26 protein-coding genes are annotated in these 26,922 nt (G+C 71.4%); 16 read left to right on the forward strand and 10 right to left on the reverse strand.

The window, feature by feature from the left end; genetic code table 11:
• Positions 1–20: 20 nt before the first annotated feature.
• Positions 21–794: a succinate dehydrogenase cytochrome b subunit gene (locus OV090_RS26365; protein WP_267707376.1), complete on the reverse strand. Its 774-nt coding sequence runs from the start codon at positions 792–794 to the stop codon at positions 21–23.
• A gap of 350 nt (positions 795–1,144) precedes the next feature.
• Positions 1,145–2,179: an FHA domain-containing protein gene (locus OV090_RS50930; protein ID WP_267707377.1), complete on the reverse strand. Its 1,035-nt coding sequence runs from the start codon at positions 2,177–2,179 to the stop codon at positions 1,145–1,147.
• A 506-nt stretch (positions 2,180–2,685) separates the two neighbouring features.
• On the opposite strand from OV090_RS50930, the gene OV090_RS26375 reads away from it, so the two are divergent.
• From OV090_RS26375 to atpC, 7 genes are all read left to right on the forward strand, one after another.
• Positions 2,686–3,147: an ATP synthase F0 subunit B gene (locus OV090_RS26375; protein WP_267707378.1), complete on the forward strand. Its 462-nt coding sequence runs from the start codon at positions 2,686–2,688 to the stop codon at positions 3,145–3,147.
• 2 nt (positions 3,148–3,149) lie between these two features.
• The gene (locus OV090_RS26380; RefSeq protein WP_267707379.1) at positions 3,150–3,848 is read left to right on the forward strand and encodes an ATP synthase F0 subunit B; all 699 of its coding nucleotides are present in this window, start codon (positions 3,150–3,152) and stop codon (positions 3,846–3,848) included.
• Between the two features lie 58 nt (positions 3,849–3,906).
• Positions 3,907–4,458, forward strand: coding sequence for an ATP synthase F1 subunit delta (gene atpH / locus OV090_RS26385; protein ID WP_267707380.1), 552 nt, complete (start codon positions 3,907–3,909; stop codon positions 4,456–4,458).
• Between the two features lie 80 nt (positions 4,459–4,538).
• On the forward strand, positions 4,539–6,077 hold the full coding sequence (gene atpA, locus OV090_RS26390) for a F0F1 ATP synthase subunit alpha (RefSeq protein ID WP_267707381.1): 1,539 nt from the start codon (positions 4,539–4,541) through the stop codon (positions 6,075–6,077).
• Between the two features lies 1 nt (position 6,078).
• Positions 6,079–7,005 (forward strand): ATP synthase F1 subunit gamma, encoded by a 927-nt coding sequence (gene atpG, locus OV090_RS26395; RefSeq protein ID WP_267707382.1) that lies wholly within the window; start codon positions 6,079–6,081, stop codon positions 7,003–7,005.
• 75 nt (positions 7,006–7,080) lie between these two features.
• Positions 7,081–8,706 (forward strand): F0F1 ATP synthase subunit beta, encoded by a 1,626-nt coding sequence (gene atpD, locus OV090_RS26400; RefSeq protein WP_267707383.1) that lies wholly within the window; start codon positions 7,081–7,083, stop codon positions 8,704–8,706.
• A 20-nt stretch (positions 8,707–8,726) separates the two neighbouring features.
• Positions 8,727–9,146, forward strand: coding sequence for an ATP synthase F1 subunit epsilon (gene atpC / locus OV090_RS26405; protein ID WP_267707384.1), 420 nt, complete (start codon positions 8,727–8,729; stop codon positions 9,144–9,146).
• Positions 9,147–9,798: 652 nt separating this feature from the next.
• On the opposite strand, the gene OV090_RS26410 is transcribed toward atpC, so the two are convergent.
• Positions 9,799–10,788, reverse strand: coding sequence for a hypothetical protein (locus OV090_RS26410; RefSeq protein WP_267707385.1), 990 nt, complete (start codon positions 10,786–10,788; stop codon positions 9,799–9,801).
• Positions 10,789–10,818: 30 nt separating this feature from the next.
• Positions 10,819–10,983 (reverse strand): hypothetical protein, encoded by a 165-nt coding sequence (locus OV090_RS26415; protein WP_267712141.1) that lies wholly within the window; start codon positions 10,981–10,983, stop codon positions 10,819–10,821.
• Between OV090_RS26415 and OV090_RS26420 the strand changes: the two genes are divergently transcribed.
• From OV090_RS26420 to OV090_RS26440, 5 genes are read left to right on the forward strand one after another with little or no spacing between them, the layout of a single operon-like run.
• Positions 10,930–12,603 carry a hypothetical protein gene (locus OV090_RS26420; RefSeq protein WP_267712088.1) on the forward strand — a complete coding sequence of 558 codons (1,674 nt, stop codon included), beginning with the start codon at positions 10,930–10,932 and terminating at the stop codon, positions 12,601–12,603. The two genes, OV090_RS26415 and OV090_RS26420, sit on opposite strands and share 54 nt — an antisense overlap.
• Entirely contained in the window at positions 12,587–13,270 is a 684-nt protein-coding gene (gene lipB / locus OV090_RS26425; protein ID WP_267707386.1) for a lipoyl(octanoyl) transferase LipB, read from the forward strand. The genes OV090_RS26420 and lipB overlap by 17 nt, the downstream gene beginning before the upstream one ends.
• Positions 13,267–14,136, forward strand: a complete 870-nt coding sequence (locus OV090_RS26430) for a HEAT repeat domain-containing protein (RefSeq protein ID WP_267707387.1) — start codon at positions 13,267–13,269, stop codon at positions 14,134–14,136. The genes lipB and OV090_RS26430 overlap by 4 nt, the downstream gene beginning before the upstream one ends.
• Positions 14,133–14,915 (forward strand): hypothetical protein, encoded by a 783-nt coding sequence (locus OV090_RS26435; protein WP_267707388.1) that lies wholly within the window; start codon positions 14,133–14,135, stop codon positions 14,913–14,915. The genes OV090_RS26430 and OV090_RS26435 overlap by 4 nt, the downstream gene beginning before the upstream one ends.
• Complete coding sequence (locus tag OV090_RS26440) at positions 14,912–15,040, forward strand: hypothetical protein (RefSeq protein WP_267707389.1); 129 nt, start codon at positions 14,912–14,914, stop codon at positions 15,038–15,040. The genes OV090_RS26435 and OV090_RS26440 overlap by 4 nt, the downstream gene beginning before the upstream one ends.
• Positions 15,041–15,121: 81 nt before the next feature.
• On the opposite strand, the gene OV090_RS26445 is transcribed toward OV090_RS26440, so the two are convergent.
• From OV090_RS26445 to elbB, 4 genes are all read right to left on the reverse strand, one after another.
• Positions 15,122–17,065, reverse strand: a complete 1,944-nt coding sequence (locus tag OV090_RS26445) for a DUF692 family multinuclear iron-containing protein (RefSeq protein ID WP_267707390.1) — start codon at positions 17,063–17,065, stop codon at positions 15,122–15,124.
• A 407-nt stretch (positions 17,066–17,472) separates the two neighbouring features.
• Entirely contained in the window at positions 17,473–17,916 is a 444-nt protein-coding gene (locus tag OV090_RS26450) for a hypothetical protein (protein WP_267707391.1), read from the reverse strand.
• 61 nt (positions 17,917–17,977) lie between these two features.
• Positions 17,978–18,901, reverse strand: coding sequence for a hypothetical protein (locus tag OV090_RS26455; protein ID WP_267707392.1), 924 nt, complete (start codon positions 18,899–18,901; stop codon positions 17,978–17,980).
• Positions 18,902–18,937: 36 nt separating this feature from the next.
• On the reverse strand, positions 18,938–19,627 hold the full coding sequence (elbB, locus tag OV090_RS26460; protein WP_267707393.1) for an isoprenoid biosynthesis glyoxalase ElbB: 690 nt from the start codon (positions 19,625–19,627) through the stop codon (positions 18,938–18,940).
• 64 nt (positions 19,628–19,691) lie between these two features.
• On the opposite strand from elbB, the gene OV090_RS26465 reads away from it, so the two are divergent.
• From OV090_RS26465 to OV090_RS50935, 4 genes are all read left to right on the forward strand, one after another.
• Positions 19,692–20,693, forward strand: a complete 1,002-nt coding sequence (locus tag OV090_RS26465) for a hypothetical protein (RefSeq protein WP_267707394.1) — start codon at positions 19,692–19,694, stop codon at positions 20,691–20,693.
• The gene (locus OV090_RS26470; protein WP_267707395.1) at positions 20,690–21,286 is read left to right on the forward strand and encodes an RNA polymerase sigma factor; all 597 of its coding nucleotides are present in this window, start codon (positions 20,690–20,692) and stop codon (positions 21,284–21,286) included. The genes OV090_RS26465 and OV090_RS26470 overlap by 4 nt, the downstream gene beginning before the upstream one ends.
• Positions 21,283–22,098, forward strand: a complete 816-nt coding sequence (locus OV090_RS26475; protein WP_267707396.1) for a hypothetical protein — start codon at positions 21,283–21,285, stop codon at positions 22,096–22,098. Before OV090_RS26470 ends, OV090_RS26475 begins: the two co-directional genes overlap by 4 nt.
• Positions 22,099–22,198: 100 nt before the next feature.
• Positions 22,199–23,356 (forward strand): choice-of-anchor L domain-containing protein, encoded by a 1,158-nt coding sequence (locus OV090_RS50935; protein WP_267707397.1) that lies wholly within the window; start codon positions 22,199–22,201, stop codon positions 23,354–23,356.
• 421 nt (positions 23,357–23,777) lie between these two features.
• Here the strand turns inward: OV090_RS50935 and OV090_RS26485 are convergent, their stop codons facing one another.
• Entirely contained in the window at positions 23,778–25,700 is a 1,923-nt protein-coding gene (locus OV090_RS26485; protein WP_267707398.1) for a M1 family metallopeptidase, read from the reverse strand.
• A gap of 319 nt (positions 25,701–26,019) precedes the next feature.
• Positions 26,020–26,748 carry a Bax inhibitor-1 family protein gene (locus OV090_RS26490; RefSeq protein ID WP_267707399.1) on the reverse strand — a complete coding sequence of 243 codons (729 nt, stop codon included), beginning with the start codon at positions 26,746–26,748 and terminating at the stop codon, positions 26,020–26,022.
• Positions 26,749–26,922 lie beyond the last annotated feature (174 nt).

A 26,922-nucleotide genomic window follows, 5' to 3' on the forward strand; every position in this document is an offset into this window, starting at 1 on the left:
GTGCGGTGGAGCGAGGGGCGTTAGAGGTGGACGAGGCCGGCCTGGACGGCGATCGGGAAGGAGAGGTTGCCGAGCACGACGACGGCGGCGATCGCCCGGCCGATGTTGATGTTGCGCTCGCGCGCGGCTGTCCCCTTGGACAGGCCGAGGGTGTGCAGCATGCTGGCGACCGCGTGGCTGAGGTGCATCGCCAGCAGCAGCTGGGCGACGATGTACGTGCCGGCGATCAGCGGGTTCGTGAAGCCGCGCACGAACATGCTGTAGACGTCGTGGCGCACCAGCTCGGGCGGGAGCTTGGCCAGCAGCTGCTCGTTGTCGTTGCGCACCCACGTCTGGGTGGCGACGTCGAGGACCTCGTGCAGGTTGAAGTCGGCCGGGTTGGTGGCGCCGACGGTGAAGTGCAGCAGGTGGTAGACGATGAACGCCAGGACCACGAGGCCGCTCAGCAGCATGAAGCGGGCGGCGCTGCTGGTGATGCGGTAGCGCCGCGGCACCGCGTACGCCTGCGGGCGGGCGGCGTTGTTGAGCCCCTTGAGCCGCACCGCGGCCAGCACGTGCAGCACGAGGCTGACGAGCAGGACGGCGCGCACGCCCCAGAGCAGCGCAGGCGTGCCCTTGAGCGTCTGCGCGTAGTGATTCATGGTGTCGGGCCCGAGATAAATCTGCAGGTTGCCGAGCATGTGCACGACGAGGAACCCGACGAGGATCACGCCGGTCGTCGCCATGACGATCTTGGCGCCAATCGTGGATCGGGCGAGGGTGCTCAGGCGTCCGGGCCGCTTCGCGTCTGTCATGGGATTGTCCGGTTGAGGCCAGCTGGGCGACCAGGACGGAGGCGCGGGGTGCCGCATGTCGCGACCCGCAGGACGCGGGCGCTGGCGCGGCGGAAGGCCGTTCCGGGCCTGGACGCAATGGGGCAGATAGCACAGTCGCACGGCGTTGGCTCCGTCAAAGCGCGGTCTGCGGTCGTGTGCATGCGCAAGCGCCAGCGCACCGCGCGGACCGCCGACGACGGCCGTCACGGCCGGCCGCAGCCGCGGACCTGTCGGCACCGCAAAACGGGCGCGCAGCGGCGAAAATTGGCCGACTCCGCGCGAGGACATATGGCCATGGCAACTCGGCAAGCGCCGGAGGCCGTCGGCCGTCAGTGGACGCGGATGCGCTCGGCCGGGGTCCAGCTCAGCTCGAAGTGGCCGAGCATGACCGGCTCGTTGTGGCGGAGCCGGACGACGCTGTGCGACGGGCCCTCGGTCTCGTGGCCCGGGCGCACGCCGTTGGTGCTGGCGAGGTCGTAGACGAGGAGGGAGTTGGGGCCCTCCTCGGTGACGAGCGCGTGGACGCGGGACAGGTTGCGGCCCGAGCCCGCGAGCGAACAGCGGTCGCTGTAGCGGCCGATCAGGAGGCCGCGCTGCAGCTGCTCGCTGTCGACCTCGAGCTCGCGCGAGGCCTCGGCGCCGCGCTGGGACTTCGACTTCAGCGAGCGCAGGCGCAAGATGCCGCGCGGTTGCGGACGGGCCTCGACGTCGATCGGCCGGTAGCCGCCAAGCTGGGCGACGCTGGGCTCGGCCATCGCCGAGATGGCGAGGCGGATGCCGCCGCCGTCGCGGTCGATGCCGGTGAGGCGCTGAAAGGCCTGGTCGGTGTTGCCCTCGAGCAGCGACAGCCCCGCAGGGCCGCCAGGCAGTACGACGAGGCCGGTGCGCCCGAACGACAGCGCGACGTGTCCGAGCGCGGAGAAGCCGGGCACGCGCTTGCCGTCGGCGAGGACGATGCCGGCGCGGCCGCCGAGGTCATAGCCCCGCAGACGCAGAGCGCCCTGGCCCGGCCACGCGGTGAGCAGGATATGGCGCAGGCTGACGCGTGAGTCGTGCGGGATCGATAGGGTACAGCGGTTGTGACGGCCGAATACGAGGGCGTAAGGTAGGCTCTCGGGCCGGCGGATGGCGCGTTGGCCGACCGGGAAGCCGAGCTCGTTGGTGACGACCACCAGGGTGTCACCGGTCGGCGTGCTGCGGACCATCTCGGCGACCACCCCGCGAGCCCGCCCGAACACGTCGATGAGGTCGATCGGCCGCGTGTCGCCGCGCAGATCGGCGTCGATATCGCGATCACTCTCGTCGTCGTCCGCGGCCAGGGGGCTCATCGCGCGGTCGTACGGGTCGGGCCGTTTGCTGCTCACGGACCAGCAGCGTAAGCGACGGTGGCCGCGAGCGCTATGCAAATTGTCTCCGCCGGGCGGCTCAGGGCGCCTGGCGGCGCGGGCCTGGGGGCGGAAACAGCCGAGCGGGCGAGGCCCGCGACGAGGGTCCGAGGTGCGCCGGCTCCGACGCCCGTGGCCCCACAATTCTCACGTCCCGCGACGGTTTATGCGCCCGATTCAGGAGCGCCGTCCAGACCTGTCCCAAGGGACGATCGAGAGGTCTGGGGATGGCCCCAGGGCGGTGTGCAAGGCCCTGCGACACGGCGCTCGCATGTGAGCTCGCGTCCGTTGACCACCCGCATTTCGCGTGGTAGATGCCCGCCGCTTCTCGGATCTGCCAGCGCGCTCGTCAAAGCCGCCGGATTCTCTCGGGCCGAAGGACTTGCGGCCCCCCCGGTGGCCCCGACAGCGCCAGTGCCAGCGCAAAGCATCGCTCCGCCAGCCTCACGGCCCGCGGGCGGCCCCCCGAACAAGCTCACGGCCCCATGCACGCACCTCTCTTCGCCGCAGCAGCCGCTCCCGTCGTCGACATCGACGGCACGTTCTTCATCCAGGCGGGCATCTTTCTCCTGTTGATGGCGATCCTCTATCCGCTGCTGTTCAAGCCGTGGCTCGCCACGCAGGCGCGGCGCGAGCAGGCGATCACCGGTACGACGGCGGCGGCGACGGATCTCCGCGCCCGGGCCGACGAAGAGGGTCGCCGCTACGACACCCGCCTGGCCGAGGCCCGCGCCCGCGCCGCCGGGATCCGCTCTGAGGCCGTGAAGGGCAGCGAGGGGGAGCGTCAGCGCCAGCTCGCCGAGGCGCGCGCCGCCTCGGGCAACGAGTCCGAGGCCCTGCGCGAGCGCCTGAACCGCGAGGCCGAGGAGGCCCGCGCCACTCTGGCGACGCGGGTCGAGGATCTGGCCCAGGATATCGCCACCAAGTTGCTCGGGAGGACGGTGTGACCGTGCGTCGCGCGCTTCATCAAATCCATGCGCTCACCAGCCTCGCCATTGGCTCGTTCATCTGTCTGATCGGGCAGGTGGCGTCGGCCTCGCCCGCCGGCCACGAGCCGGTCGGTCACGAGGCCGCCGAGGCCGCCGCCGAGGCCGTGCACGCCGTCGAGCACGGGGCCCACCACGCCGGCATCACCTGGTTCAACTGGCCCAACGCCGCGGATCACCGCATCGGCCTGGTGTACCTGCTGATCAACTTCCTGGTGCTGGCGTTCCTGCTGCACCGGCTGATCATCCGCAAGCTGGTGGCCGACAACGCGGCGCGCCACGACGCGATCAAGACCCAGGTCACGGCGGCGCAGCAGGCGATGTCCGAGGCCGAGTCGGTGCTCTCGGAGTACAAGCGGCGGGTCGACCGCCTCGACCAGGAGACGCGCGAGATCCTCGAGCAGGCCCGCGTCGGCGCCGAGACCGACCGCCAGCGGCTCATGACCGAGGCGCGCGCCGAGGTCGAGCGCTTCAAGGCGCAGGCGATCGCGGCGGCGCAGCGCGAGGTCGCGGTGCGCAAGCAGGCGGTCGAGAACGAGGTCCTCGACCGCGCGATCGCCCGGGCCGAAGAGATTCTGCGCACTCGCTTCACCGACGCCGACCAGGCCCGACTGGTCGACGACTACGCGGTCGAGGTCGTGAACGGCCGCCCGGCCGCGTGACCGGCCCATTTCTCGGCCTCCGGGCCCCGACACCGAAACCACTCCAGGACGAGCTCTCATGATCCCCGGCAGCCTTGCCCGTCGTTACGCCCGCGCGCTCCTCCAGCTCGCGGACACGCCGATCCAGCGCGAGATCTTCGGCCGCGACATCGCCAGCTTCGTCCGTGTCGCCGCGACCAACGAGCTCGGCAAGCCGTCGCTGCTGACGGTGCTCGAGTCCGGCGCGTACCCGGTGCCCGAGCGCCACGCGGTGCTGCAGAAGGTGCTCGAGCGCATGTCGCTCGACGCGACCGTCACCAAGTTCCTGCTGTTCGTGTTCGATCGCGGCCGGATCGCCGGCGTGACGCAGATCGCTCACCAGTACGCCGAGATGTCGGACGCGCTGTCCGGCCGCGTGCACGCCAAGCTGACCTCGGCGCGGCCGCTCCCGACCGACGCGGTCAACAAGATCAAGGCGGCGCTCGAGCGCGCCACCGGCAAGACCATCCTCCTCGAGTCCGCCGTCGACCCCGAGCTCATCGGCGGCGTCGTCACCCAGGTCGGCAGCGTCGTCTACGACGGCAGCCTGAAGACCCAGCTCGGCAACCTTCGCACCTCTCTCCGCGGCTAGCCTCCGGCTTCTCCGCGACACCGTCACCCCATCGATCCCAACTTCAGGTCCAGCCGCCCGGCGGACCGCGCGAGCGCACCATGGATATCAGAGCCGACGAGATCAGCCGCATCATCAAGGAGCAGATCCAGGGCTACGAGACCAAGGTCTCCGTCGAGGAGACCGGCACCGTCCTGACGGTGGGCGACGGCATCGCCCGCGTGTACGGCCTCGACCAGGCGATGGCCGGCGAGCTGCTCGAGTTCCCCCACGGCGTGAAGGGCATGATCCTGAACCTCGAGGAGGGCAACGTCGGCGTCGCGCTGCTCGGCAACGACCAGCTCATCAAAGAGGGCGATGCCGTCAAGCGCACCAAGCAGATCATGAGCGTGCCGGTCGGCGAGGCGCTGATCGGCCGCGTGGTCAACGCGATCGGCGAGCCGATCGACGGTGGCGCGCCGCTCTCCGGCGTCGAGATGAAGGTCGTCGAGGTCAAGGCCCCCGGCATCATCACCCGCAAGTCGGTGCACGAGCCGATGCAGACGGGCCTCAAGGCCATCGACTCGATGATCCCGATCGGCCGCGGCCAGCGCGAGCTCATCATCGGCGACCGCCAGACCGGCAAGACCGCGATCGCGATCGACACGATCATCAACCAGAAGGGCCAGAACATGGTCTGCGTGTACGTGGCGATCGGTCAGAAGCAGTCGACCGTCGCCATGGTGGTCGACCGCCTGCGCCGCGAGGGCGCGATGGATTACACCATCGTCGTCGCCGCGACCGCGTCCGAGTCGGCGCCGCTGCAGTTCCTCGCGCCGTACACCGGCGTGACCATGGGCGAGTTCTTCCGCGACCGTGGCGGCCACGCGCTGCTGGTGTACGACGACCTGTCGAAGCAGGCCGTCGCGTACCGCCAGCTGTCGCTGCTGCTGCGCCGCCCGCCGGGCCGCGAGGCGTACCCGGGCGACGTGTTCTACCTCCACAGCCGCCTGCTCGAGCGCGCGTGCAAGCTGTCGGAGGCCGAGGGCGCGGGCTCGCTGACGGCGCTGCCGATCATCGAGACGCAGGCCGGCGACGTGTCGGCGTACATCCCGACCAACGTCATCTCGATCACCGACGGCCAGATCTTCCTCGAGTCGAACCTCTTCTACCAGGGCATCCGTCCCGCGGTGAACGTCGGCATCTCGGTGTCGCGCGTCGGCGGCGCGGCCCAGGTCCCGGCGATGCGCCGCTACGCCGGTCCGCTGCGCCTCTACCTCGCGCAGTACCGTGAGCTGGCCGCGTTCTCGCAGTTCGCGTCCGACCTCGACAAGGCCACGCGCGACACTCTGGCCCGCGGTCAGCGGCTCACCGAGCTGCTCAAGCAGGACCAGTACCAGCCGCTCTCGGTCGCTCAGCAGGTCATCTCGATCTTCGCCGGCACCCGTGGTCACCTCGACGAGCTCGAGCTGGCCGAGGTCCGCGCCTTCGAGCGCAAGCTGCACGCGTGGCTCAAGGACAACCGCGCGGACGTCATTGACGCGGCCAACAAGGCCTCGAGCAAGACGGAGCTGGTCGAGCTCGACAACCTGCTCGAGACGGCGATCAAGACCTTCAAGGCCGAGTACCTCCGCGACCCCGCGCGCAAGCAGAAGGCATGACATGGCCAACCTGAAGGAGATCCGGAACCGGATCACGTCGGTCAAGAACACGCGCAAGATCACCTCGGCGATGAGCCGAATCGCCGCGGCGCGCCTGGTGAAGGCGCAGCAGGCGGCGATGGGGGCGCGGCCGTACGGCGAGCGCCTCGATCAGGTGGTCGGCTCGCTGGTCGCCAGCCTCGGCAGCGGCGAGGGCGAGGGCGAGGCCGGAGAGGCCGGCGCGGCGCATCCGCTGCTGCTGAAGCGCAGCGGCAACGGTCGCGTGGTGATCGTCCACATCACCGCGGACCGCGGCCTGGCGGGCGGCTTCAACGCCAACCTCAACCGCGCGGTCGGCAACTTCATCCGCAAGGAGCGCGAGGCCGGCAACGACGTCGTGCTGCTGACGGTGGGCAAGAAGGGCCGCAGCTTCTTCCAGCACAGCGGGCAGCGGCTCGTCCGTCACCACGACGCGCCGACCCTCGGCGACCTCGTCGTCAAGGCGAAGATGGTCGCGGCCGAGGTCATGGCCATGTTCACCGGCGGCAAGGAGGGCGGCGACACCGAGCTGCCGCAGGTCGACCGGGTGTACTTCGCGTACAACTACTTCAAGAACGTGCTGACGCAGCAGCCGAAGATCGAGGTGCTGCTGCCGTTCGAGTCGCGCGAGGTCGTCAACGACGAGCGCGTGCTGCCGGTGCTCGAGCCCGGGCGCGACGCGCTGCTCGGGCACTTGCTGCCGATCGCCGTCGAGTCGCGGCTGCAGCAGGCGTTCTTCAACTCGATCGCCGGCGAGATCGCCGCCCGTCGCACCGCGATGGACTCGGCGTCCGACAACGCGACCCAGCTCATCCGCGAGCTGACGCTGTTCTACAACCGCGAGCGCCAGGCCGCGATCACCAAGGAACTCATGGAGATCATCGGCGGCGCCGAGGCCCTCAAGGGCTAGACGGGCCAGCCGGCCCGAGCGCCTCTCGAATTTCCGCCAGTCTTCTCGGCCCGCCGGGCCGCCTTTCGGAGCACCATGTCGAATCTGCCGCCTCCGCCGTCCAACCCGCCGTCCAACCCCCTGGGTAAGGGCAGCATCTTCAACACTCCCGCGTCCTTCCTCGGCGGCGCCAAGCCGGCGAGCGGCACCCCGCCGCAGAGCGCGACGCCCGGCGTCAACACCGGCAAGATCACGCAGGTCATCGGCCCCGTGGTCGACGTCGAGTTCTCCGGCTCGCTGCCCGAGGTGTTCACCGCGCTGAAGGTGACCAACCCGCGCATCAACGACGTGGTCGACAACCTGACCCTCGAGGTCGCGCAGCACCTCGGCGAGCGCACGGTGCGTGCGATCGCCATGGACACCACCGACGGCCTCGTCCGCGGCATGGAAGTCCGCGACACCGGCAAGCCGATCATGATGCCGGTCGGCAAGGGCGTGCTGGGCCGCATCATGAACGTCACCGGCGACCCGGTCGACGAGCAGGGCGCGATCGAGGCGACGGAGTTCCGCCCGATCCACCGCCACGCCCCGCCGTTCACCGAACAGAGCACCAAGGCCGAGATCCTGGTCACCGGCATCAAGGTCATCGACCTGCTCGCGCCCTACCGCCGCGGCGGCAAGATCGGCCTGTTCGGCGGCGCCGGCGTCGGCAAGACGGTGCTCCTGATGGAGCTCATCAACAACGTCGGCAAGAAGTTCGGCGGCTACTCGGTGTTCGCCGGCGTCGGCGAGCGCACCCGCGAGGGCAACGACCTGTACTTCGAGATGATGGAGTCCGACGTCATCAAGGCCGACTGGGACCACAAGACCCGCAAGGTCCACAAGGTCGACAGCGAGCACAGCAAGGTGGCGCTGGTCTACGGTCAGATGAATGAGCCCCCGGGCGCCCGCGCTCGCGTGGCCCTCAGCGCCCTGGCCCAGGCGGAGTACTTCCGCGACGAGATGGGCCAGGACCTGATGCTCTTCATCGACAACATCTTCCGCTTCACGCAGGCGGGCTCCGAGGTGTCGGCGCTCCTCGGTCGTATCCCCAGCGCGGTCGGTTACCAGCCGACGCTGGCGACCGAGATGGGCGGCCTCCAGGAGCGCATCACGACGACCAGCAAGGGCTCGATCACCTCGGTGCAGGCGATCTACGTGCCCGCCGACGACCTCACCGACCCGGCGCCGGCGACCGCGTTCATCCACCTCGACGCGACCACGGTGCTCAGCCGCGCGCTGACCGAGATCGGCATCTACCCGGCCGTCGACCCGCTCGACTCGACGAGCACGATCCTCACCCCCGAGGTCGTCGGCAAGGAGCACTACGAGACCGCGCGCAAGGTCCAGCAGATCCTCCAGAAGTACAAGGAGCTGCAGGACATCATCAAGATCCTCGGCATGGACGAGCTCTCGGAAGAGGACAAGCTCACCGTCGCCCGCGCGCGCAAGATCCAGAAGTTCCTCAGCCAGCAGTTCGACGTCGCCAAGGTGTTCACCGGCAACGACGGCGTCCAGGTCGAGCTCGCCGACACGATCCAGAGCTTCCGCGAGATCGTCGAGGGCAAGCACGACAGCCTGCCCGAGGACGCGTTCTACATGGTCGGCGGCATCGCCGACGCGATCGCCAAGGCCAAGCGCCTGGCGGACGAAGAGGCCAAGAAGGCCAAGGCCGCCGGCTGAGCCGGGAGTAACCCACCACCATGGCCGAGACCACGATTCAGCTCGACATCCTCACGCCGCTGGGCCCCAAGCGCCACGGCGTGGTGGTCCCCGGGGTCGAAGTCCCCGGCCTCCTCGGCGAGCTCGGCGTCCTGCCCGAGCACGTCCCGTTCATCACGCCCGTCGTCCCCGGCGTGGTCCGCTTCCGCGACGGCGGAGAGTCGGTCCGGATCGCCGTCGGCGCCGGCTTCCTCGAGGTCACCCGCGACAACCGCGTGGTCATCCTCGTCGAGCGCGCGCTCGAGGTGTCCGAGATCGACGCGAACAAGGCCCGCGAGGACCTCAAGCGCGTCCAGGCCGACCTGTCGCACGACCTCGGCTCGATCGACGCGGCAGAGCACCGCAAGCTCGTCACCGAGCAAGGCTGGCTCGAGGCCCAGATCCGCGCGACCCAGCCCTGAAGGCCCACGAGGCGAACGAAGAGACCGCGCGCGAGGCGACTCGCCGCGGTCTCTTTGCTTTTCGGGCTCGCGGGCAGTCGCGGGGAGGGGCCGAGCGAGTCTCGCGGCTCGCCGTCGGCGGTGCGAGGGAAGTTCCGGCTGCTCTCCGTCAGCAACGCGATCGACGTCACCGTGAGTCCGCCCGACCAGCCGCTCGACGGGCGCGAGCTGGTCGAGCGCAGCGCGGCTTCGTCGACGATCTCGACGCTCCTCGTCCTGCGCCCTCGGCCGATGACACCGACAGCGTTCCGCGAGCAGGAGCGCCTCGGGCAAAGCGAGCGCCCGGTCACCGCCGGTCATGCGCCCGGGGCGATGAGATCGATGGCGACGAGCCGGCGCGCGCAGGCTCGCTTCGGGAGGGACTCAGACAGCCTGCGAGCTCAAGGCACACGGCCCGCGTCCTGCGGTCCATGGCGGGCCATCCGTGGCTGCCAGCGTGATGCCGGACCTCGTGGGCGGCCGTCGGAAGGGCGCGGGAGGACGGCGACGCCGCGGCCCGCCGGGGCGAGCACGAGCGAGCCCCCGCAAGACCTTTTAGACAGGTCCTCGGGGGCAGGTTCGTTGCGACAGGTGCGAAAGAACAGGTCCGTGGGAGCAGGTCCCACGGGACAGGTCACTGCAGCACGGCCGGCGAGGCCTCGACGACCGGAGCCGGGGCGCGGCGGACGCTGCGCGCGGGGGCGACGCGCTCGGGCACGTCGACGAGCCCGCGCAGGAGCTCCTGGACCAGCGCCTCGTAGCGCAGGCCGGCGGCGCGGGCGACCCGGGCGACCACGCCGGCGCGGCGCAGGTCGGGGCAGGGCTCGGCCTCGAGGATGACCTCGTTGTGGCGCGGGTGGACCAGGATGTCGACGCGCGCGGCCCCGCGGACCAGGCCGAGAGCGCGGGTGGCGTGCTCGGCGAGGTTGCCGATGCCCTTGAGCTGGCTGCGGGTGAGGCCGGGTGGGCAGGTCATGGCGCGGATCTGCGCCAGATCGTCGGCCTCGCGCACGACCTCCATTGCGCCCAGGACCTTGCCGTGCAGTAGCACGACCTGGACTTCGCGGCCCAGGACGGCCCGCTCCAGCAGGAATTCGCCCCCGCCGTCGGCGGCCTCGGTGGCACCCGCGACGGCGTCGGCGTCGGTCAGCAGACGCACCCCGGCCGCGTGACTGCCGCGACGGGGCTTGAGGACGCAGGGCCAGCCGAGCAGGCCGAGGTCGTGGCGGCTGGGCGGCTGAGCGCCGCCGAGGGCCAGCGTGGTGGGGACCGGGAGGCTGTGATAGGCCAAGATCTGGCGCGCCCGCAGCTTGTCGTAGGCGAGGCCGGCGGTCTGCGCCGAGGGGCCGACGAACGGGATCTTGCGCAGCTCGAGCAGGGCCTGGATCCGGCCGAGCCCGCCGGCGAGGCCGTGGGCGGCGAGCAAGCAGGCGCGCAGGCGGGTCCGCCGCAGGGTGACGTCGAGCGCGTCGTCGGCGGCCAGCGAGACGGGCACGAGGCCGAGCCGGCCCAGCGCTTCCGCAAGATCGCTGCCACTTTCGCGGTCGATTTGGCTATCATTGTCCGCGCCCACCGAGCGAGCGGTGGCGGTCGAGATCAGGACGCCGACGTTGTGCGCACGCATGTCGTCCGCGGCTAGCAGACTCCGACCTCGTCACGCAAATTTTCTGCACAACTCTCCGTCGCCGTCGCCCGGCGCGCCGCAGTCGTACACATGACCTTCCTTGAAGCTGCGATCGAAGTCCTCCGCCTCGAGCCCGAGCCACTGCACTTCTCCGAGATCGTGAAGCGAGCCGTCGATCGCAATCTGCTCTCGCACGTGGGTCGTGATCCGGTCGCAGCGATGCAGGCGAGCCTCAACGCGGCCGTCCGCGGAGACAGCGCGCTGCTCGTGCGCAGCAAGCCGGGCTACTTCCAGTTGCGCCCGGGTGCCGCGCCGCCGCCCGCGGCCGTACCCGAGCCGCCCGAGCCGCCCCCGGCTCCGGCCCCTCCGCCCGCCCCGGCTCCGACCCTCGAGCTGCCCTTCGAGGCGCCTCCACCTCCCGCGAAGAAGTCGAACGATGTCGGAGCTTTGCAGCCAAAAGTTGAAGCGAATTCGATGCTGACTGAAGACACCCGTGACGAGGAAGAGACGAGCGAGGGCGCCGAGGAGGGGACGACCGAGGAGGGCGGCGGTCGACGCCGTCGCCGGCGGCGGGATCGATTCGGCGTCCGCGGCGAAGCTCCGGCCCCGCAACAGGTGGCGATCAAGCCGAGCCGCCGCGGGGTCGACACCGGCAAGCGGACCGAGGTGCTGCAGCGCGTGACCCCCAACCTCGAGTTCGAAGCGCCCAAGGGCGCGGGCCTCGACGGCGTCACGGACGTGGCGGTGGTGATGGCGAACGCGATGTCGCGGCTGGCCGAGGAGCGCCCCGAGCTGCGCACGGAGCTCGAGACCATGCAGCGCCCGCCGCAGCCTCCGCCGCCGCCCGCGAGCCCGCCGGCGGTCGAGCACCGCAGCCTGCGTCGTCCGGGTCCGATCGGCGCCCCGCCGCCGCGTCAGCAGCAGCCGCAGCCCCCGCCGCAAGCCGCGAGCGACGACGAGGATCGCCCGGGTCGCCGGCGTCGCCGTCGTCGCCGCCGCGGTCGCCGCAGCGAGGGCGGGCTGAACGAGCTCCGCACGGTCCGCGACGAGGCCTCGGAGTCGCTGCTGCAGCAAGTCGCGCAGGTGATGACCGACGCCGGGCCGCGCTCGCTGCACATCCGCCAGATCGCCGAGACCCTCGCCGGCATGGGCGTGCTCGGCGGCGAGATCTCGGAGATCGAGCGCGCAGTGACTGCCGCGATCCTGCTCGACATCCGCCACGGCGGTCGCGCGTCGCGGTTCATCGCCCGCGGCGACGCCCGCTATCAGCTGCACGCGAGCCGCGTGCCCCCGGCGGTCACCACCGCCGAGCAGGCGCTGCACGCCGCCATCGCCGCGCTCAACAACGAGATCGCCAACGCGTTCGTGCAGTGGTTGCAGACGCTTGGGCCGCGAGGCCTCGAGGCCGTCGCACGGATCTGGCTGACCCGCGAGGGCTATCCGGTGCTGGCGACGCTGCCCCCGAGCCGCGGGATCGCCAAGCTCGTGATCGGCGACATCGAGGGCGAGTCCGACTCGGAGTCCGAGGAGGAGGAGACGAACCCGAAGCTGCTGGCGCTGATCCTGCCGCGTCGCGCGGGGATCGACGCGTCGGCGTGGGCGGGCGATCTCGAGCGGACGCAGGCGAGCGGCTGCCTGGTGTTCTGCATGGGTGACGCGCCGCCGGAGGCGCCGTGGGGCGACTCCCGAGTCGTCACCGCCCACGAGCTCGCCGCGTGGCTGCGCGCCCAGGGCGTCGGCATCAGCCCGTTGCCGGTGGCGATCGGCGCGCTCGATCCGACCGTGCTCGAGTCGATCAGTGGCCTCGACACCTGAATCACTGCGCGCCGTGTGGCTCGGCCGCATGGGCTTCGACGAGGCGCTCGCGCTGCAGCTGGCTGCGCGCGAGCGCGTGATCGCGGGCGAGCCCGGGGTGCTGTTCCTGGTCGAGCACCCGCCGGTGCTGACGCTGGGTCGCCGCGGCCGACGCGAGGACATCCTGTGGTCGGAGGAGCAGCGCGCGGCCGCAGGCGTGTCGGTCTACGAGGCGCCGCGCGGCGGCGAAGTGACGCTGCACGGGCCGGGTCAGCTGGTGGCCTATCCGATCGTGGCGGTGGGCCGGCGGATCCGCGAGCATATCGTGCGCCTCGGGGACGTGGCCATCGCGGTCCTCGGCGAGCTCGGGGTCGACGGCTGCGAGTTCCGCATGGAGCACCCGGGCGTGTGGCGCGGATCCGAGAAGCTGGCGTCGATCGGGATCCACGTGAGCCGCGGTGTGGCGGTGCAGGGGATCTCGATCAACCTCGCGGTCGACCCCGAGCTGTTCGGCGCGCTGGTGTCGTGCGGGCTGCACGGCGTGACCGTGACCAGCGCGGTCGCGGTCGGCGGGCGAGCGACCTCCGTCGAGGCGGCCGCTCGCCGCTTCGCGGCCGTCTACGCGGCGCAGTTGGGCCTGCCGCTGGTCTGGGAGGACGCGGAGGGGTATGGTAGCGATCGACGATGATCCGACTCCGCGCGGCGCTCGCCCTCGTCCTGTTCGCCTCGGCGTGCGGTGAATCGGACGGCGGCCGCTACCCGGTACGGCTGAGCCTGGCGCTCCCCGGAGAGGCGGCTGACCTCGAGAGCCCGGTGTCCGAGGCGCTGCAGGTAGCACTGCGCGACAGCGCGATCTTCGCTCCGGACGGGGCGTCCGGGTCCACGGTCCACGGCGAGGCGACGCTGACCCGCGAGGCCGCCGAGGCGCCGTGGATCCTCCACGTGGGCATGGCGGTGCCCGACGACCTGCGCTCGAAGTTCGCGGTGTCGGCGATCACGAGCTCGGCGTCGGCCGGCACGGACGCGTTCCGCCCGTCGCCCGAGGCGCTGGCGGAGGCGGCGCGGCGGGCGATCACGGGGCTCGAAGCGCAGTGTCGGCTGGCCCGCGGCGACGCCAGCGGGCTCGAGGTGCTGCTGTCGTCGGGCGAGCCGTCGCAGATCCTGGTGGCGCTCCGCTACGTGAGCGACCGCGAGGCGAGAGAACACGCGGGCCGACTGTTGCCGCTCCTGCGCAGCGAGGACACGCGCGTGCGCATGGCGGTGCTGGATGTCCTCGGCACGGTGGGGACTTTCGACCACGCTGCGGCGATCGTGCGCGAGGTGCATCGCCTGGACCCAGGGGCCACGCGCGAGGCGTATCGGGCCCTGGCGCGCCTCGGCGGGACCGATGCCGTCGGTTTCCTGCGATTCGCGGCCGCCAACGAGGATGATCCCGAGCTGCGCGCGGAGGCGGAGCGTGCGCTTTCATCGGCGCTTTCCGGAAAGCCGCCGAGTGCCGCGGAGGTCCCGCGTGGTGTAGATCTTCCGAAGTTAGCGCGAGGGCACCGGCAATGACGCTCGCTCACATCCGTGCGGTCCTGATCTGTCTCACCGGCGTGCTCGCCGCGACGCCGGCGCGAGCGCAGGAGCCGACACCGGCGCCCGCACCTGCTGCTGCGCCGGCAGCTCCCGCGCCCGCCGCACCTGCGCCCGAGACTGTGGCGACCCCGAGCGCGACGCCGGAGGCCGGTGTGCCGGTGCCACCGCCGTCGGCGACGCCCCCGCCGGTCGCGCCGCCAGTCTCCGTGCCGCCGACCCCCGCGCCCTCGACCGCAGCTGCCTCCGCGACCCCGTCGACGCCGGGCGCCGCGCCCTCGTTCGACTGGGGCGGGCGTCAGGTCGAGCCGCTGCCAGCGCCGCCGACCCCCGCCGATCCAGCGAAGATCCGGCGCGACTCCTGGCGCGGCCGCTTCTGGATCGCGCCGCGGCTCCTCATCACGGGTCCCATCGGCGGCGACAAGCCGGCCCGGCCGACGCTGCTGACGATCGGCGGCGGCTTCGACTTCGGCGTCCGCCTCAACAACCGCTTCGGCTTCGGCATGGGCCTGTCGGGTCAGACGCACACCAGCATCCGCACGACGCTGCCCGGCACCACCGACAAGACCATCAAGAACGGCGGGATGTTCTTCTTCGACCCGGTGTTCGTCCGGGTGTACTTCCTGAAGAAGCGCTTCCAGCCGCTGCTCGAGTTCGGCGTCGGCTACGCCCGCGCCAAGATGCCGCTCGGCGATGTGCTGCACGGGGCCCAGATCCGCGCCGGCTCGGCTTCGACGCGTGGGTGTCGAGCCAGGTGACGATCGGCTTCACGACGGTGTACCGGATGATCGCGCTCAACATGCCGAAAGACGGCATCACTCCGGCACACTGGGAAGTCGGCCACGCGCTGCAAGGCGCGCTGCAGCTCGGACTGCACTGGTAGGCGCGAGCGCAGTGGGTCCTCGCCAGCCGCTCTAAAGGGCGGCTGAGCAGAGCGCGGCGAAGGACTTCGCCGCAGCCAATTTCAGCGAGCGCCGAGGACTGCGCCGCGTTCGCCGAGGTCGGCCAACAGGACGCTGACACGGCCGAGGAGCTCACCGTCGAGCGCGCTGCCGGTGGCCGCGGCGGCCTCGTGGACGGCCTGCTCGACGGTGGTGCCGCGCACCAGCAGGGCGTCGAGCAAGGCCTCGGCGAGCGGGCTCAGCTGCAGGGTGCGGACGGTGTGCTCGCGGTCGCGGTAGAGCAGAAGGGCGGTCGGCTCGCGGCGAGGGACGGCGTCGGGCTCGTCCGTCAGCTCGTGGACGGCAAAGGCGAACCGACCCAGGCGGGCGCTCGGATCGAACTCGAGGCGAGCGTCGAGGGCGAAGGGGCGCGAGTCCGCGGGCGGGCGCAGCGGCGCAGCTCCGACCTCGTGGGCCAGGAGCTCGTGACGCGCGAGGTCGCCGATCCAGGCTGGCGCCTGGGGCATGCCTTCGGGGACATGTTCGATCGACCAGCGAGAAGCCGCCCACGCGGCGAACTCGCCGGGCAGGTCGCGGAGGAGGCGGGAGCGCGGGCCGAGCTTGGCGAGCCAGGCGTCGGCGTCGGCGTCGAAGACGGCCTGGCCGCGGGCCGCAGCGGTGCGCGGCAGCAGGTCGGCGAGCACACCCCGCACCTGGCGACGGATGAGCTGGCGGTAGACCAGGAGCCGCTCGGGGTCGACCCCGGCCAGCGAGGCGACCACCGCCGGACCGACGCCCCGCTCGCGCAGGAACTCGGACAGCTCGGCGCGCGTTGTCGGCTCGACGTCGAGGTCGACGATCAGCCGCGAGAGCGCGCGCTGAATGTCGTCGAGCTCGGGGCTCGCCTCGAGCCCGAAAGTTCCAGCTTCAAGCCCCGGTGAGGGGACGGCGTCCACGGCCTGCGGGAGGTGGGTGGAATGCATGTCCCCGAGGACATGCGCCGGGTGACTCGCCGTGGAAACTTCGAGTGCGGGTTGCCCGAGAGCTGCGGGATGGGAGGCGCGCATGTCCCCGCGGACATGTTCCGTTTGAGTTCCCAGGGAGCCGTCCAAGGGTGCTCGTTCAAAAATGTCCTTTTGGACATGTCCTTGCGACCCGGTCGCTCGGTCGGCCAGCGCGGCGTCGTAGATCGCCGCCAGCTCGCGGACCTCGGCCACCAGCTCCGCGTACTCCGGGATGTTGTGGTCGCGCTCGTAAAGGACGGGCAGGGGGCCGAGGCGGGCGACGACGCGGCCCATCAGGGCGCGCACCTCCGCAGGCACCGGCGCGCCGTGGGTGTCGATGACGAGGCCGCCGAGGTGCGGGCGGACCTCGCCGCCGGCGACGTGAAGGCGGACGACGCGCTCGAGCGGCAGGTCGGCGACGAAGGCGTCGGCGTCGAAGCCGTGGTTAGTGGCGTTGACCACGACGTTGTTGACGTCGAGCAGCAGGCCGGCGTCGGCGCGTTCGAGCACCTCGTGGAGGAACTCGAGCTCGCGGGCCGCCAGAGCGGCGCCGCGATCGGCCCCGGGCGGGGCGCCGGCCGCCGCGTAGTAGCTGATGTTCTCAAGCGCGAGCGGCCGCGCCAGCGCGTCCTGGGCCCGGCGGATCTGGTCGGCGACCTGCTGGGCCGCGCGCCTGGAGAACGGCAGCGGCAGGAGGTCGTGCAGGCACACGCCGTCGCGGCCCGTCCAGCACAGGTGATCGGTGTGCTCGGCGACGCCGAGCGCGTCGAGGAAGGCGCGCAGCTCCGAGAGGTAGACGTCGTCGAGGCCGGTCGCGGCGCCCACGTTGAGCATGAGGCCGTGCGTGAGGAGCGGGCGGCGCTCGGCGATGGTCGCCAGGGCGGCGGGGAAGTAGCCGCCACGGCGCATGTAATTCTCGGGCGAGATCTCGAAGAACGCGAGCGCCGGGTCGACGGGCGCGGCCAGGGCCTCGTCGAGGAAGGCCCAGCGCAAGCCGAGGCCGATGCCGGTCGGGCGGTTCATCGTCGTCTCATGTGCGCTGGTCGAAAGGACAGGTCAGAGGACCGTCCGGGTACGCTCTCGGACTGGTCGAAAGGACAGGTCACGGACAGGACTGACGAGGATGACCAGCCCCAGTGCTCGTCCGGCTGGTCGAAAGGACAGGTCACGGACAGGGTTGACGAGGATGACCAGCCCCAGTGCTCGCGGGGCTGGTCGAAGGGACAGGTCACAGACGGACAGGACGCGGATGACCGCCTGGCTGCGCGCCCGGGCGGGTCGAAGGGACAGGTCACAGACGGACCGGACGCGGCGACCGCCCGGCTGCGCGCCTGGGCTGGTCGAAGGGACAGGTCCGAGACAAGACCGACGCGGACGGCCGCCCGGGGGCGCGCCCGGGCGGGTCTAAGGGCAGCCTGCGAGTTCGGCGATCAGCCGCAGGTGCCCTCGCCGCAGGCGGCCTCGCCTTTGGTCTTCTTGGCGGCCGGCTTCTTCTTCTTCTCGGTCTTGGTGGTGGTCGGCGAGGCCGCGGTGTTGGCCGGGGCGGTGGCGGTGGCGGTGGTCGCCGGGTCGGCGGCGGCGGGCTCGGTGGCCGCGGTCTCGGTCGGCTTCGAGGCGGCGCAGGTCGTGTCGCCCTTCACGCCGCTGCAGCCCTTCTCGCCGCCGCAGCCCTTCTCGCCGCCGCAGCTCTTCTCGCCCTCGGCGTGGCCACCGCAGCTCTTGTCGCTGTCCCCATGGCCCTTGCACGACTTCTCGCCCGCGGCGCCGGTGTTGCCCGGCACTTCGGTGGCGTCGGTCTGGGCCTTGTTGCAGCCGCCGAGAGTGAGGCCAGAGCCGAGCAGGGCGAGGGTGGCGGAGATCGTGCGAATATCCATGATTGAGTGCTCCTGTGCGTTCGTTACGGGGATGGACGCGCGTCGGATCGTCGCGCGTCGGTCACTTGGCTGCGGCCGCGGGCGCGGGCTCGGCAGCGGGCGGGGATGGGGTTGCAGCGGCGGGCGACGGGGCGGTCGAGCCGGCGGGGTTCGGGTCCGTCGACGGGCCGGTCGCACCGGGGGTCGCCGCCTTGCTGTCGGGTCGGGCGACGAACTCGAGCGAGACCGCGGCCTCCTTGGCGACCTTCGGCGAGAGCTGCTCGAGGGTCTTGGCGGCCAGCTTGCTGAAGCCGGTGCGCGGGCGGACATCGTACTCGTCGAGGCCGATGGTCAGCGGCTCGACGCTCTTGACGTGGACCTCGCGCAGCGCGTCGCCGTCGTAGCGGAAGACGGCCTCGAGCTTGACCGACTTCTCGGCCTTGCGCTGGTGGAGCAGGAAGTCGCCGCTGGCGGTGAAGGTGACGGTGCGCTCGGGGCCTGTCACTTTGGACAGGTCCGTGACGGAGGCGTCGGTGATCCGCGTCAGCGCGAACTCGACGACGGTATTCTTGGCCAGCTCCTCGGCGGGCGTGTCGGGCGAGATCTCGAGCCACTGGCGAGCGTGCTGGTTCTGAGTGTCGTCCTTGACCTCTTCACCGAACTCCTTGCCCGCCTCCGGAGCGGTGCGCTGGTAGAGCTCGAGGTCGCGGAGATCGACGCGCACGAGGCCGCGTGACTTGGCGAGGTCGGCCGGATCGAGCCAGACCTCGCCGCTGAGGGCCGAGGCAGGGACCTTGCCGCGGATCTTCTCGATCGGCGCTTCCATGTCGAAGCCCAGCTTGCCGGTCGCGCCGTCGATGGCGAGGTGCACGGTGGTCGGGGCCGGCGGCGGCGGCTTTACCTCGAGCTTCTCGGCCTTGGGCGCCAGCTTGACCGGCTCGCCGCCGCCGCACGCGGAGGCGAAGACGACGAGGAGGACGAGAGCACGGGGGAAGCGGCGCGGCATCGAGAACTCCTCGGCAACGGTGCGACCGGGCGAATGTTACACGGGCCCGGTCGCGCCGCGCAGCCAGCCGGCGAGGGTCGCAATCGCTTGCTCGATGCCGGCGCCGACGTCGCGCGGGCCAGGGCCGAGCATGTAGGCGGGCGTGGAGACGATGCGGAGGCGCTCGTCGACGATCGCGCGATCGACGGGGCAGACCTCGTGACGGGCGCCCAGCGCGGTGACGGCCGCGGCGGTGCCGGCGTCGTCGCCGATCGTGAGGCGAGCGCCGCCGATGCCGAGCTTGTGCAGCACTGCGGCGAGGATCGCGGGGCTGATGCAGATGCCCACCAGCGGCTTGCCGCGCGAGAGCGCCTCGCCGACCAGGCGCACCAGCTCGGTGTCGACGTCGGCCTCGGGGCCGCGGGCGGCGAAGTCGCTGAGGTTCTTGGCGACGCCGAAGCCGCCCGGGAGGACCAGCGCGTCGAGCTCCTCCATGCGCGCGCGATCGAGCGGCTCGACCTTGCCGCGGGCGATCCGCGCCGACTCGACGAGGATGTTGCGCGCCTCGCCCGTGGGCTCACCCGTGAGGTGGTTGACCACGTGCATCTGCGGACGATCGGGGGCGAAGCAGCGAGACTCCAGACCGGCGCGCTCGAGGAAGTAGAGGGTGAGGACGGCCTCGGTGATCTCGGCTCCGTCGAGGTAGCCGCAGCCGGCCAGCACGACTCCGACGCGTTTTTGCTGCATCGCGGGGACCTTACCACGAGATGCGACTGGCCAGGCGCGGCCCAGGCGACGCATCCTGGGGGCGGTGCTCGTCACCCTGACCATCGCCGGCCTGCTGCTTGCGCCCGCGCCGGCGCCTCCGTCTCCGCGGCCGCTGCGGGAGGCGCTGCGGGTCGAGCCGGGCGCGACGTGCTTGACGGCGGACGCGCTCGCCGATGCTGCGACGACCTGGCTCGGACGCGACACGGTCGATCCATCGGTCGCGCGCATCGATGTCCGCGGCGATCCGGCGCGGCCGCACTCGGTGGCCATCGCGCTCGAGATCCGCGGCGAGCTCGTGGAGCGCACGCTCGATCCGCCGCGACCGACGTGCAGCGACCTGCATGCGCTCGTCGGTCTGGCGATCGCCATCGCAGTCGACGCGGCGGTGCTCGAAGGCCTCGGCTACGAAGTCATCGAGCCGGGCGAGGGGAGCGTGCCGCAGGCGCAAGACCCGGAGCGACCGCCACTGCAACGACGCTCGCGGCGCGGCGAGGCGAGCGAGGGACCGGTGCGGCGCGCGTCGGTGTCGGTGGTCGCGGCGGTGCGCGGCGGGGCGTGGCTCGGGGTGTTGCCGGGGCTCGCCGGCGGAGGTGGGGCGCAGCTCGAGCTCGGGTGGCGCAGGTGGGTCGACCTGCGTGCAGGGCTGTTCGGCGGCTACGGGGGTCCTCGCGCGATCGACGCTGACACCGTGGTGAAGCCGAGTCTCGTGGGCGGTCGGCTCGACGTGTGTGCCGCGCTTGCGCGTCCGCGTGTGCGGCCCCGCCTGTGCTTCGGGGCAGCCGGCGGCGCGCTGCAGAGCGGCGCGAAGACGCCCGGCGTGCAGGCCGTGGTGGCGCCGTGGGTGGCGTTGATGGTGGCGCCGGAGCTGCGGATCTGGGCCACCAAGCGGTTCGCCATCGACTTCGCGGTCGACCTGGTCGTCCCCGTGGTCCGGCCGGTGCTCGCCGAGCGCGATCCGAGCAAACAAGGTATGGTCGGTGAATCGCTGCCGGTGCCGCCCGTGGGCGCCGTGGTGAGCCTGGGCATAGCGTTCACGATCCGGTGAAGGATTTGACGGACACGCGACATACAGCCAAGCGTGACGGCTCTCAGGTCCTCGATGCGGCGCGCCTGTTCCGCGACCACGCGGAGTTCGTCGCCAACTTCGCGGTCCGCCTCGGGGTCGGCCGCCCCGAGGTCGATGACGTGGTCCAGGAGGTGTTCCTGGTCGCGCACCGCCGCGGCGGCTTCGTGCCGGGGCCCGCGCGGCCCACGACCTGGCTGGCCGAGATCACGCTGCGGGTGGTGTCTGCGAGCCGCCGCAAGCGCCGACGCTCGTGGGAGGACGCCGACACCGAGGCCGTCGCCGCCGCGACCGCGCAGGCCGGCAGCTCCCCTGGCGAGCAGGCCGAGGCCAGCGAGGCGCTGCGCCGGGTGCAGCAGGCGCTCGACACCCTGGAAGAGGGAAAGCGCGCCGTGTTCATCCTCTTCGAGCTCGAGGGCGAGAGCTGCGAGGCGATCGCCGCGGGCCTGGGGATCCCCATCGGAACGGTGTATTCGCGGCTTCACAAGGCCCGCAAGCAATTCATGGAGGCCCACGCCCGCCTCGTCGCGGCGCCGCCTCGGCCGCTCGCTCGCTCGCAAACGGTGACGTCATGAACCAAGAGCCCACCCGCCTCCTCGACGACGTGACGGCCTCCGCCGGGCTTCGCCGCGACCTCGCGGCCGCCGCACGCCACCGCGTGCCCTACGACGCCGGCGCGGGCGCGGCCCGCTTCGAAGCCTCGCTGGCCAAGGGCGCCGGCGCGGCCTCTTCGAGCTGGGGCGCGGGTACGTTCGGGATCGGGGCGCTCATCCTCGGCGGGCTGATCGGCGGCGGCTTGTGGCTGTCTCAGCCGCCGGCGCCGACGACCCCGACGACTGCGATCGCGGGGGCAGGGGACGGGCGGCAGATCGAGGCTGTCGATGAGGACATGTCCGCAAAGCCAGCTGCGCTGCCGACACCATCGGCGCCGGAGGCTGTCGTTCAGGACATGTCTCCAGAGCCAGCCACGGCATCGGCCGACGCGCCCGAAGAGGTCGTCGAGGACATGTCCGAAAAGCCAGCAGTGGCGTCGGCCCGCAGCGAGGCGAAGAAGGCGCGGACGGGCAAGTCGGGGCGCGCCGAGGCGGCGCGCGGGGGGAGCCGGGCCGGCGACGGCGGGGCCGATTACCTCCGCGAGGCCCGAGGCCTGCAGGCGGCCCGCAATTTCCTCGGGCGCGATCCGGCCGAGGCGCTGGCCCGGGCCGAGGCGGGGGCGGCCGAGTTCAAGGCCGGGCAGTTCGCCCAGGAATGGGAGGGCGTGGCGGTGCTGGCCCTGTTCGAGCTGAGCCGCAAAAGCGAGGCAGAACGGCGCGCAGCGGCGTTCTTGAAGCGGTTCCCGAACGGGCCCTACGCGGCCCAGGTGCGCGAGGCGCTGGACCGACCGTGAGCGACGGCGGGCGGAATCGTCCGCGTTCGCCACAGATCTCACATGCCAGGCCGCCGCTGGGCCGGTGCCGTGAGTTGACTCCGGTGGCATGCTCGCCAAAGTGCGCTCCCCCCACTCTGCGCTGATCGTGGCCGCGGCATGCCTGCTCGAGAGCGGCTGTCTCATCACGGTCTTCGTCAAGGACGCGGGGGACGAAGAGTACGCGACCGGTGGGGGCGCCGGCTCCTCGGCAGCCAACGACCAGATGACCCAAGAGTCAGGTGTGGACGACACCTCGACCACCACGGGCGAGCTGACGACCACCGACCCACTGATGACGACGACAGTCGGCTTCGACGTCGGCGAGCAGGACCACTGGGAGTTCTGCGCCTCGGTGCTGGTGCCGTGCGACGCGGACAACGAGGACATCGACCACGCGCTCGGCCTCAATTGCGAGGGCGGACTGCAGACCGACGGGGCGCTGACGTGGTCGGGTCCCGACAGCTCGCGTCGGGTGCTGTCGGAGCAGCTCGGCATCACGGACGTGTTCGCACCGACCGAGGGCGCACGCCGCGTGGTGCTGTCGACCGGCGACGCGGGCCACGTGCTGCTGTCGCTGGCGCAGATGCCGAGCCTGGGCGACTGTCCGATCTCGCAGACGTGTCCGTCGACCGACTGGCCAGGCAACGACCTGTCGGAGCTGCCGCCGCCGATCGAGACGATGCCGCTGCAGTGCGAGGCCAACAAGCAGCCGCCGGGCCCCGGTGACTGCAGCGAGACGATCCTGACCCAGTGGGGCCTGGGCGGTGAACCGCTGGTCGCGTACGACTACACGGAGCTGCGCTTCAAGGCGGTGGCGCCGTCGTACACGGCCGGGTTCGCGTTCGACTTCGCGTTCCTGACCTCGGAGTACCCGCCGCGCTTCCCCGAGGGCCACAACGACATGTTCGTCGCCTGGGTGGCGAGCGAGCGCTACACCGGCAACATCGCCCTCGACCCCGACGGCAACCCGATCGCAGCGGAGACGCTTCCGTACGAGATCAAGCTCGACCCGATGCCGGTCGCCTGCGACGACGATTGCGTCGACATCCCGCTGCGGGAGTTCGCCTTCGAGGGCCACGCCGGGACCGCCTGGTATGAGGGCGAGGTCGGCATCAACCCCGGCGAGTCGATCGAGGTCGTGTTCGCGCTCTTCGACGTCGGCGACCCGATCGTCGACAGCGCGGTGCTCCTCGACGGGGTCCGCTGGCTGTGCGCCCCCCCGCCCGCGAGCATCTGAGCTCGACTTCGCGGCAATCGAAAAAAAAATCTCGCGACCGTGAAGGACGGTCGAGGCTCCGGACATGAAAGAGATGTGAGCCACGCACGAAGCTCGCGCCTCGGGTCCACCCGGAGCGCCCTTCCTCTCCGCGTCTGCCCGAGCGGCGGCGCGGGGTGCCGCGGTCCACAGTCCGAACTCGCCGAGCCCCGCGCTTCCCGATCACGGCGGGGGTTGTATGGGGGGTCCGAACACCGCTCACATCGTCGGGCGCACGTCGTCGTCGCGCCCTGGAGTCCGCGGGGGTCTCGTCGAGTCTCGGACATTCTTGTGTAGTGGTGCGTCGGAGCACTGGGGGGTGCTCCGCCGCGGCGCGCGTCAGACAACTGACGCGCGCTTTTTTTTGCGCCGAGAATGACATGTCCCGAAGGACATGTCACGATCAAGGCACGCCGAGCAGGGCGTCGAGGCTGCCGCGGGTGATCGCGTGGTACCCGGGACGGGCGACCGCGAAGACCTCGCGGGCCAGCGCTGCGCCCTCGGGGGTGGCGAGCAGAGCGTCGTAGATCGGCAGGACGTACTTGCGGCGGCCGACGCCGGTGAGAAACTCGCGGATCCGCGCGTCGGCAGGGCGATAGCCGTGACGGGCGGCGAGGATCAGCCACTCGGACAGCAGCTCGGCGTTGCCCGTGGCAGTGAAGTGGTAGGCGGCGTCGAGCTCTGCGAGGAGCGCGGCGGCCGGGCGTGGGCCGTCGGTCAGCGGCAGGGCGCGGAGAAAGTGGATCCACTGCAGGGGCGAGAAGGCGCGCGCGTCGATCTTGCTGCCGGCAGCGAAGTCCCGCGCGCCGTCGGCGGCCAGCGTGAGCGCGGCTGCCTGCGGATGCGGCGCGTCTTCCGGCAAACCGGGCGCCTCGAGCCAGAGGTCGACGTCGGGGGCGGTCTGGCCAGGGAGCAGCGGCGCCTTGAGCTCGGCGCCCAGGAAGGCGCGGAACGCCTCGGTGGTCTGGCCGGTGAAGGCGTGGCGATCGAACCAGGCGCGGACGAACGGATCGAAGGCGTCGCGGCCGTAGGCCTGCTCGAGGCGACGGAGGAACAGCGCGCCCTTCTCGTAGGCGACGTCGGTGACCGCGTCGTCCGGATCGCGGCCCGAGAGGTCGAGGTGGAGGATCTGGTCGCCTGGCCGATCGGCCATGTCCGCGAGCTCGATCTCGAGGTGCTCGCGCCCGAGCACGGCCTCGATCTCGGCGCGCTCGCGGCCGTAGATGGCCTCGAGGATCCGCCGCTCGACGTAGACTGTGAAGCCCTCGTTGAGCCAGAAGTCGCGCCAGGTCGCGTTCGTGACCAGGTTGCCGGACCACGAGTGGGCGAGCTCGTGGGCGATCAGGGACACGAGGGAGCGATCGCCGGCGAGGATGGTCGGGGTGACGAAGGTGACGCGCGGGTTCTCCATGCCGCCGAACGGGAAGGCGGCCGGCAGCACGAGGACCTCGTAGCGACCCCAGCGGTACGGCCCCACCGCCGCCTCGGCGGCCGTCAGCATGGCCTCGAGGTCGGCGAACTCGGCGCGGGCGCGCGGGAGCACGCCGGGCTCGGCCCACACTGCCGTGCGCGGGCCGAGCTCGACCGACTCGAGCCGCCCGACCGCGAGCGCGAGCAGATAGGCGGGGATCGGCTGGTCGAGCTTGAAGGTCCGAAGGACATGTCCGTTCGGACCTGTCTCGTGAGACAGCTCTTCGGCGGCCATGACTGCGCGGTACGGCGCGGGCGCGGCGATCTTGGCCGCCACGGCGACGCGGATCCCCGGGCTGTCCTGGCACGGCACCCACGAGCGGGCGTGGATCGCCTGCGACTGGGTGTAGAGGAACTCGCCGGCGCGATCGCTGGTCTGCTCGGGCCCGAGCCACTGCAGGCCGGTGCTGGCAGGGCTGGTGCGGTAGTGGACGCGCACCCGGTCGGCGCCGGGGGGGAGGTCGATGGTCAGAGCTTGGCCGAGGAGCGGGTGGGAGCCGGCGAGCTTGTGCGTGGTCGCGACCCAGTCTGTCCGATCGGGCAGGTGCGCCTCGACCCGCTCGATGGTCAGGTCGCGGGTGTCGAGCACCAGCGGGGCGTCGGCGACGGTGCGGGTGAGCGCGAGGGTGGCGCTGCCGCGGAGGACGTGGGCGTCGAAGTCGACGGTGAGGTCGAGCTCGACGGCGTCGACGCGGACCTCGTCGGGGCGCGCGAACGAGTGAGGATCGCGGCCGGGCTGGGGAACGGCGGGGAGCTGCACGACGGTGGCGGGCGGAGTGACTGTCGGCGTCGCCGGCGGAGGCCCGGAGCAGGCCGTGACGGTGAGCGCGGCGAGAGCGACGAGGAGACGGGGCAAGACGCCGTATTGTAGCGGCTCGACCGGGACGGCCTAAGCGCGAAGAAGTGAGTCGGCGCCGCGAGCGTGACGCACGCGGCTGCGCAGCTCGGCGCCGCGATCGTGGCGTACGTTGGCGGCGCCGAGCGAGGTGAAGCAATGCGCGTCGCCTCCGCGCTCTTGCTGCGTGAGGCGTCGCCCGCGACGGTGCGGCCGCGGCTTCTCGCGATGGGGAAGGTCGACGCAGCGATCGCGGCGCAGGCGGCGAACCTGCGGGCGGAGAAAGCGAAACGGGCGCGGGGGGAACCCGCGCCCGTTCAGGCGTTGCGGTGCGCGGAGCTCACTCGCGGCTGAGCGAGAGGAGCAGGCGGAGGACGTACCAGAACATCAGGGCGACGGAGGCGAACAGGGCCAGCGCGGCGGAGATGTACTGATTCTCCTCGTAGTGATGCACCACGTTGGAGGTGTCGTAGAGGATGTAGCAGGCGGCCAGGATGATCATGCCGATCGTGAAGCCGAGCCCGAGAGTGAACCCGAACAGCAGGCTGGCGACGATCAGGCCGAGGACGCCGAAGCTGACGATCATCAGGGCCGAGCGCATCCACGAGAAGTCGCGCTTGGTGGCGAGGACGATGCCGGTCAGCGCGGCGAACGTGGCCAGGGTGGTCACGCCGGCGGTGAGGATGATGTTGTTCTCGGGGCCGCTCAGGGCCTGCGCGACGAGCAGCAGGGGCAGGAAGATGACCGCCTCGAGGACCACGTAGAGGCCGAGGCCGAGGTACTGCATCGGCTTGGAGCGGGCCGACTGGGCCAGGTGGGTGGCGACGGTGCCGACCAGCATGAAGAGGCCGAGGACCACGAGCCAGCTGGTCGTGCTGCCGGTCATCTGGATCGCCAGCTTCAGGGTCGCCGGGGTCCGGAGGAGCACGAACTCGAGGGCGACGAACAGGGCGATCGCGCCAGCGAGGTGGATGTACGTGCGCTCGATGAACTTGGCGCGGCCCGCGAGGGCGGCCTGGGGGGTGGCGGTGTCGGCGTAATACGGCTGCTGTTGCTGGTTGAATGACACGGGGGCGGCCTCCTCGACCGTGAGAGCGGGCCTCACGGTACCTGAGAAATGCGATCGGTGGAGGAGATTAGCCAGGGACTCCCACCGGAGCAAGTCCGCGCGCGTCCGCGAGCCGGGGCGGGGGCGTGTGGCGGCGAGGCTCGCGTCGCGCTCCAAGGTGCGCTACAGCCCCCC

The sequence above is a fragment of the Nannocystis sp. RBIL2 genome, assembly GCF_026626745.1.
In the GTDB taxonomy this organism is placed as follows: domain Bacteria; phylum Myxococcota_A; class Polyangia; order Nannocystales; family Nannocystaceae; genus Nannocystis.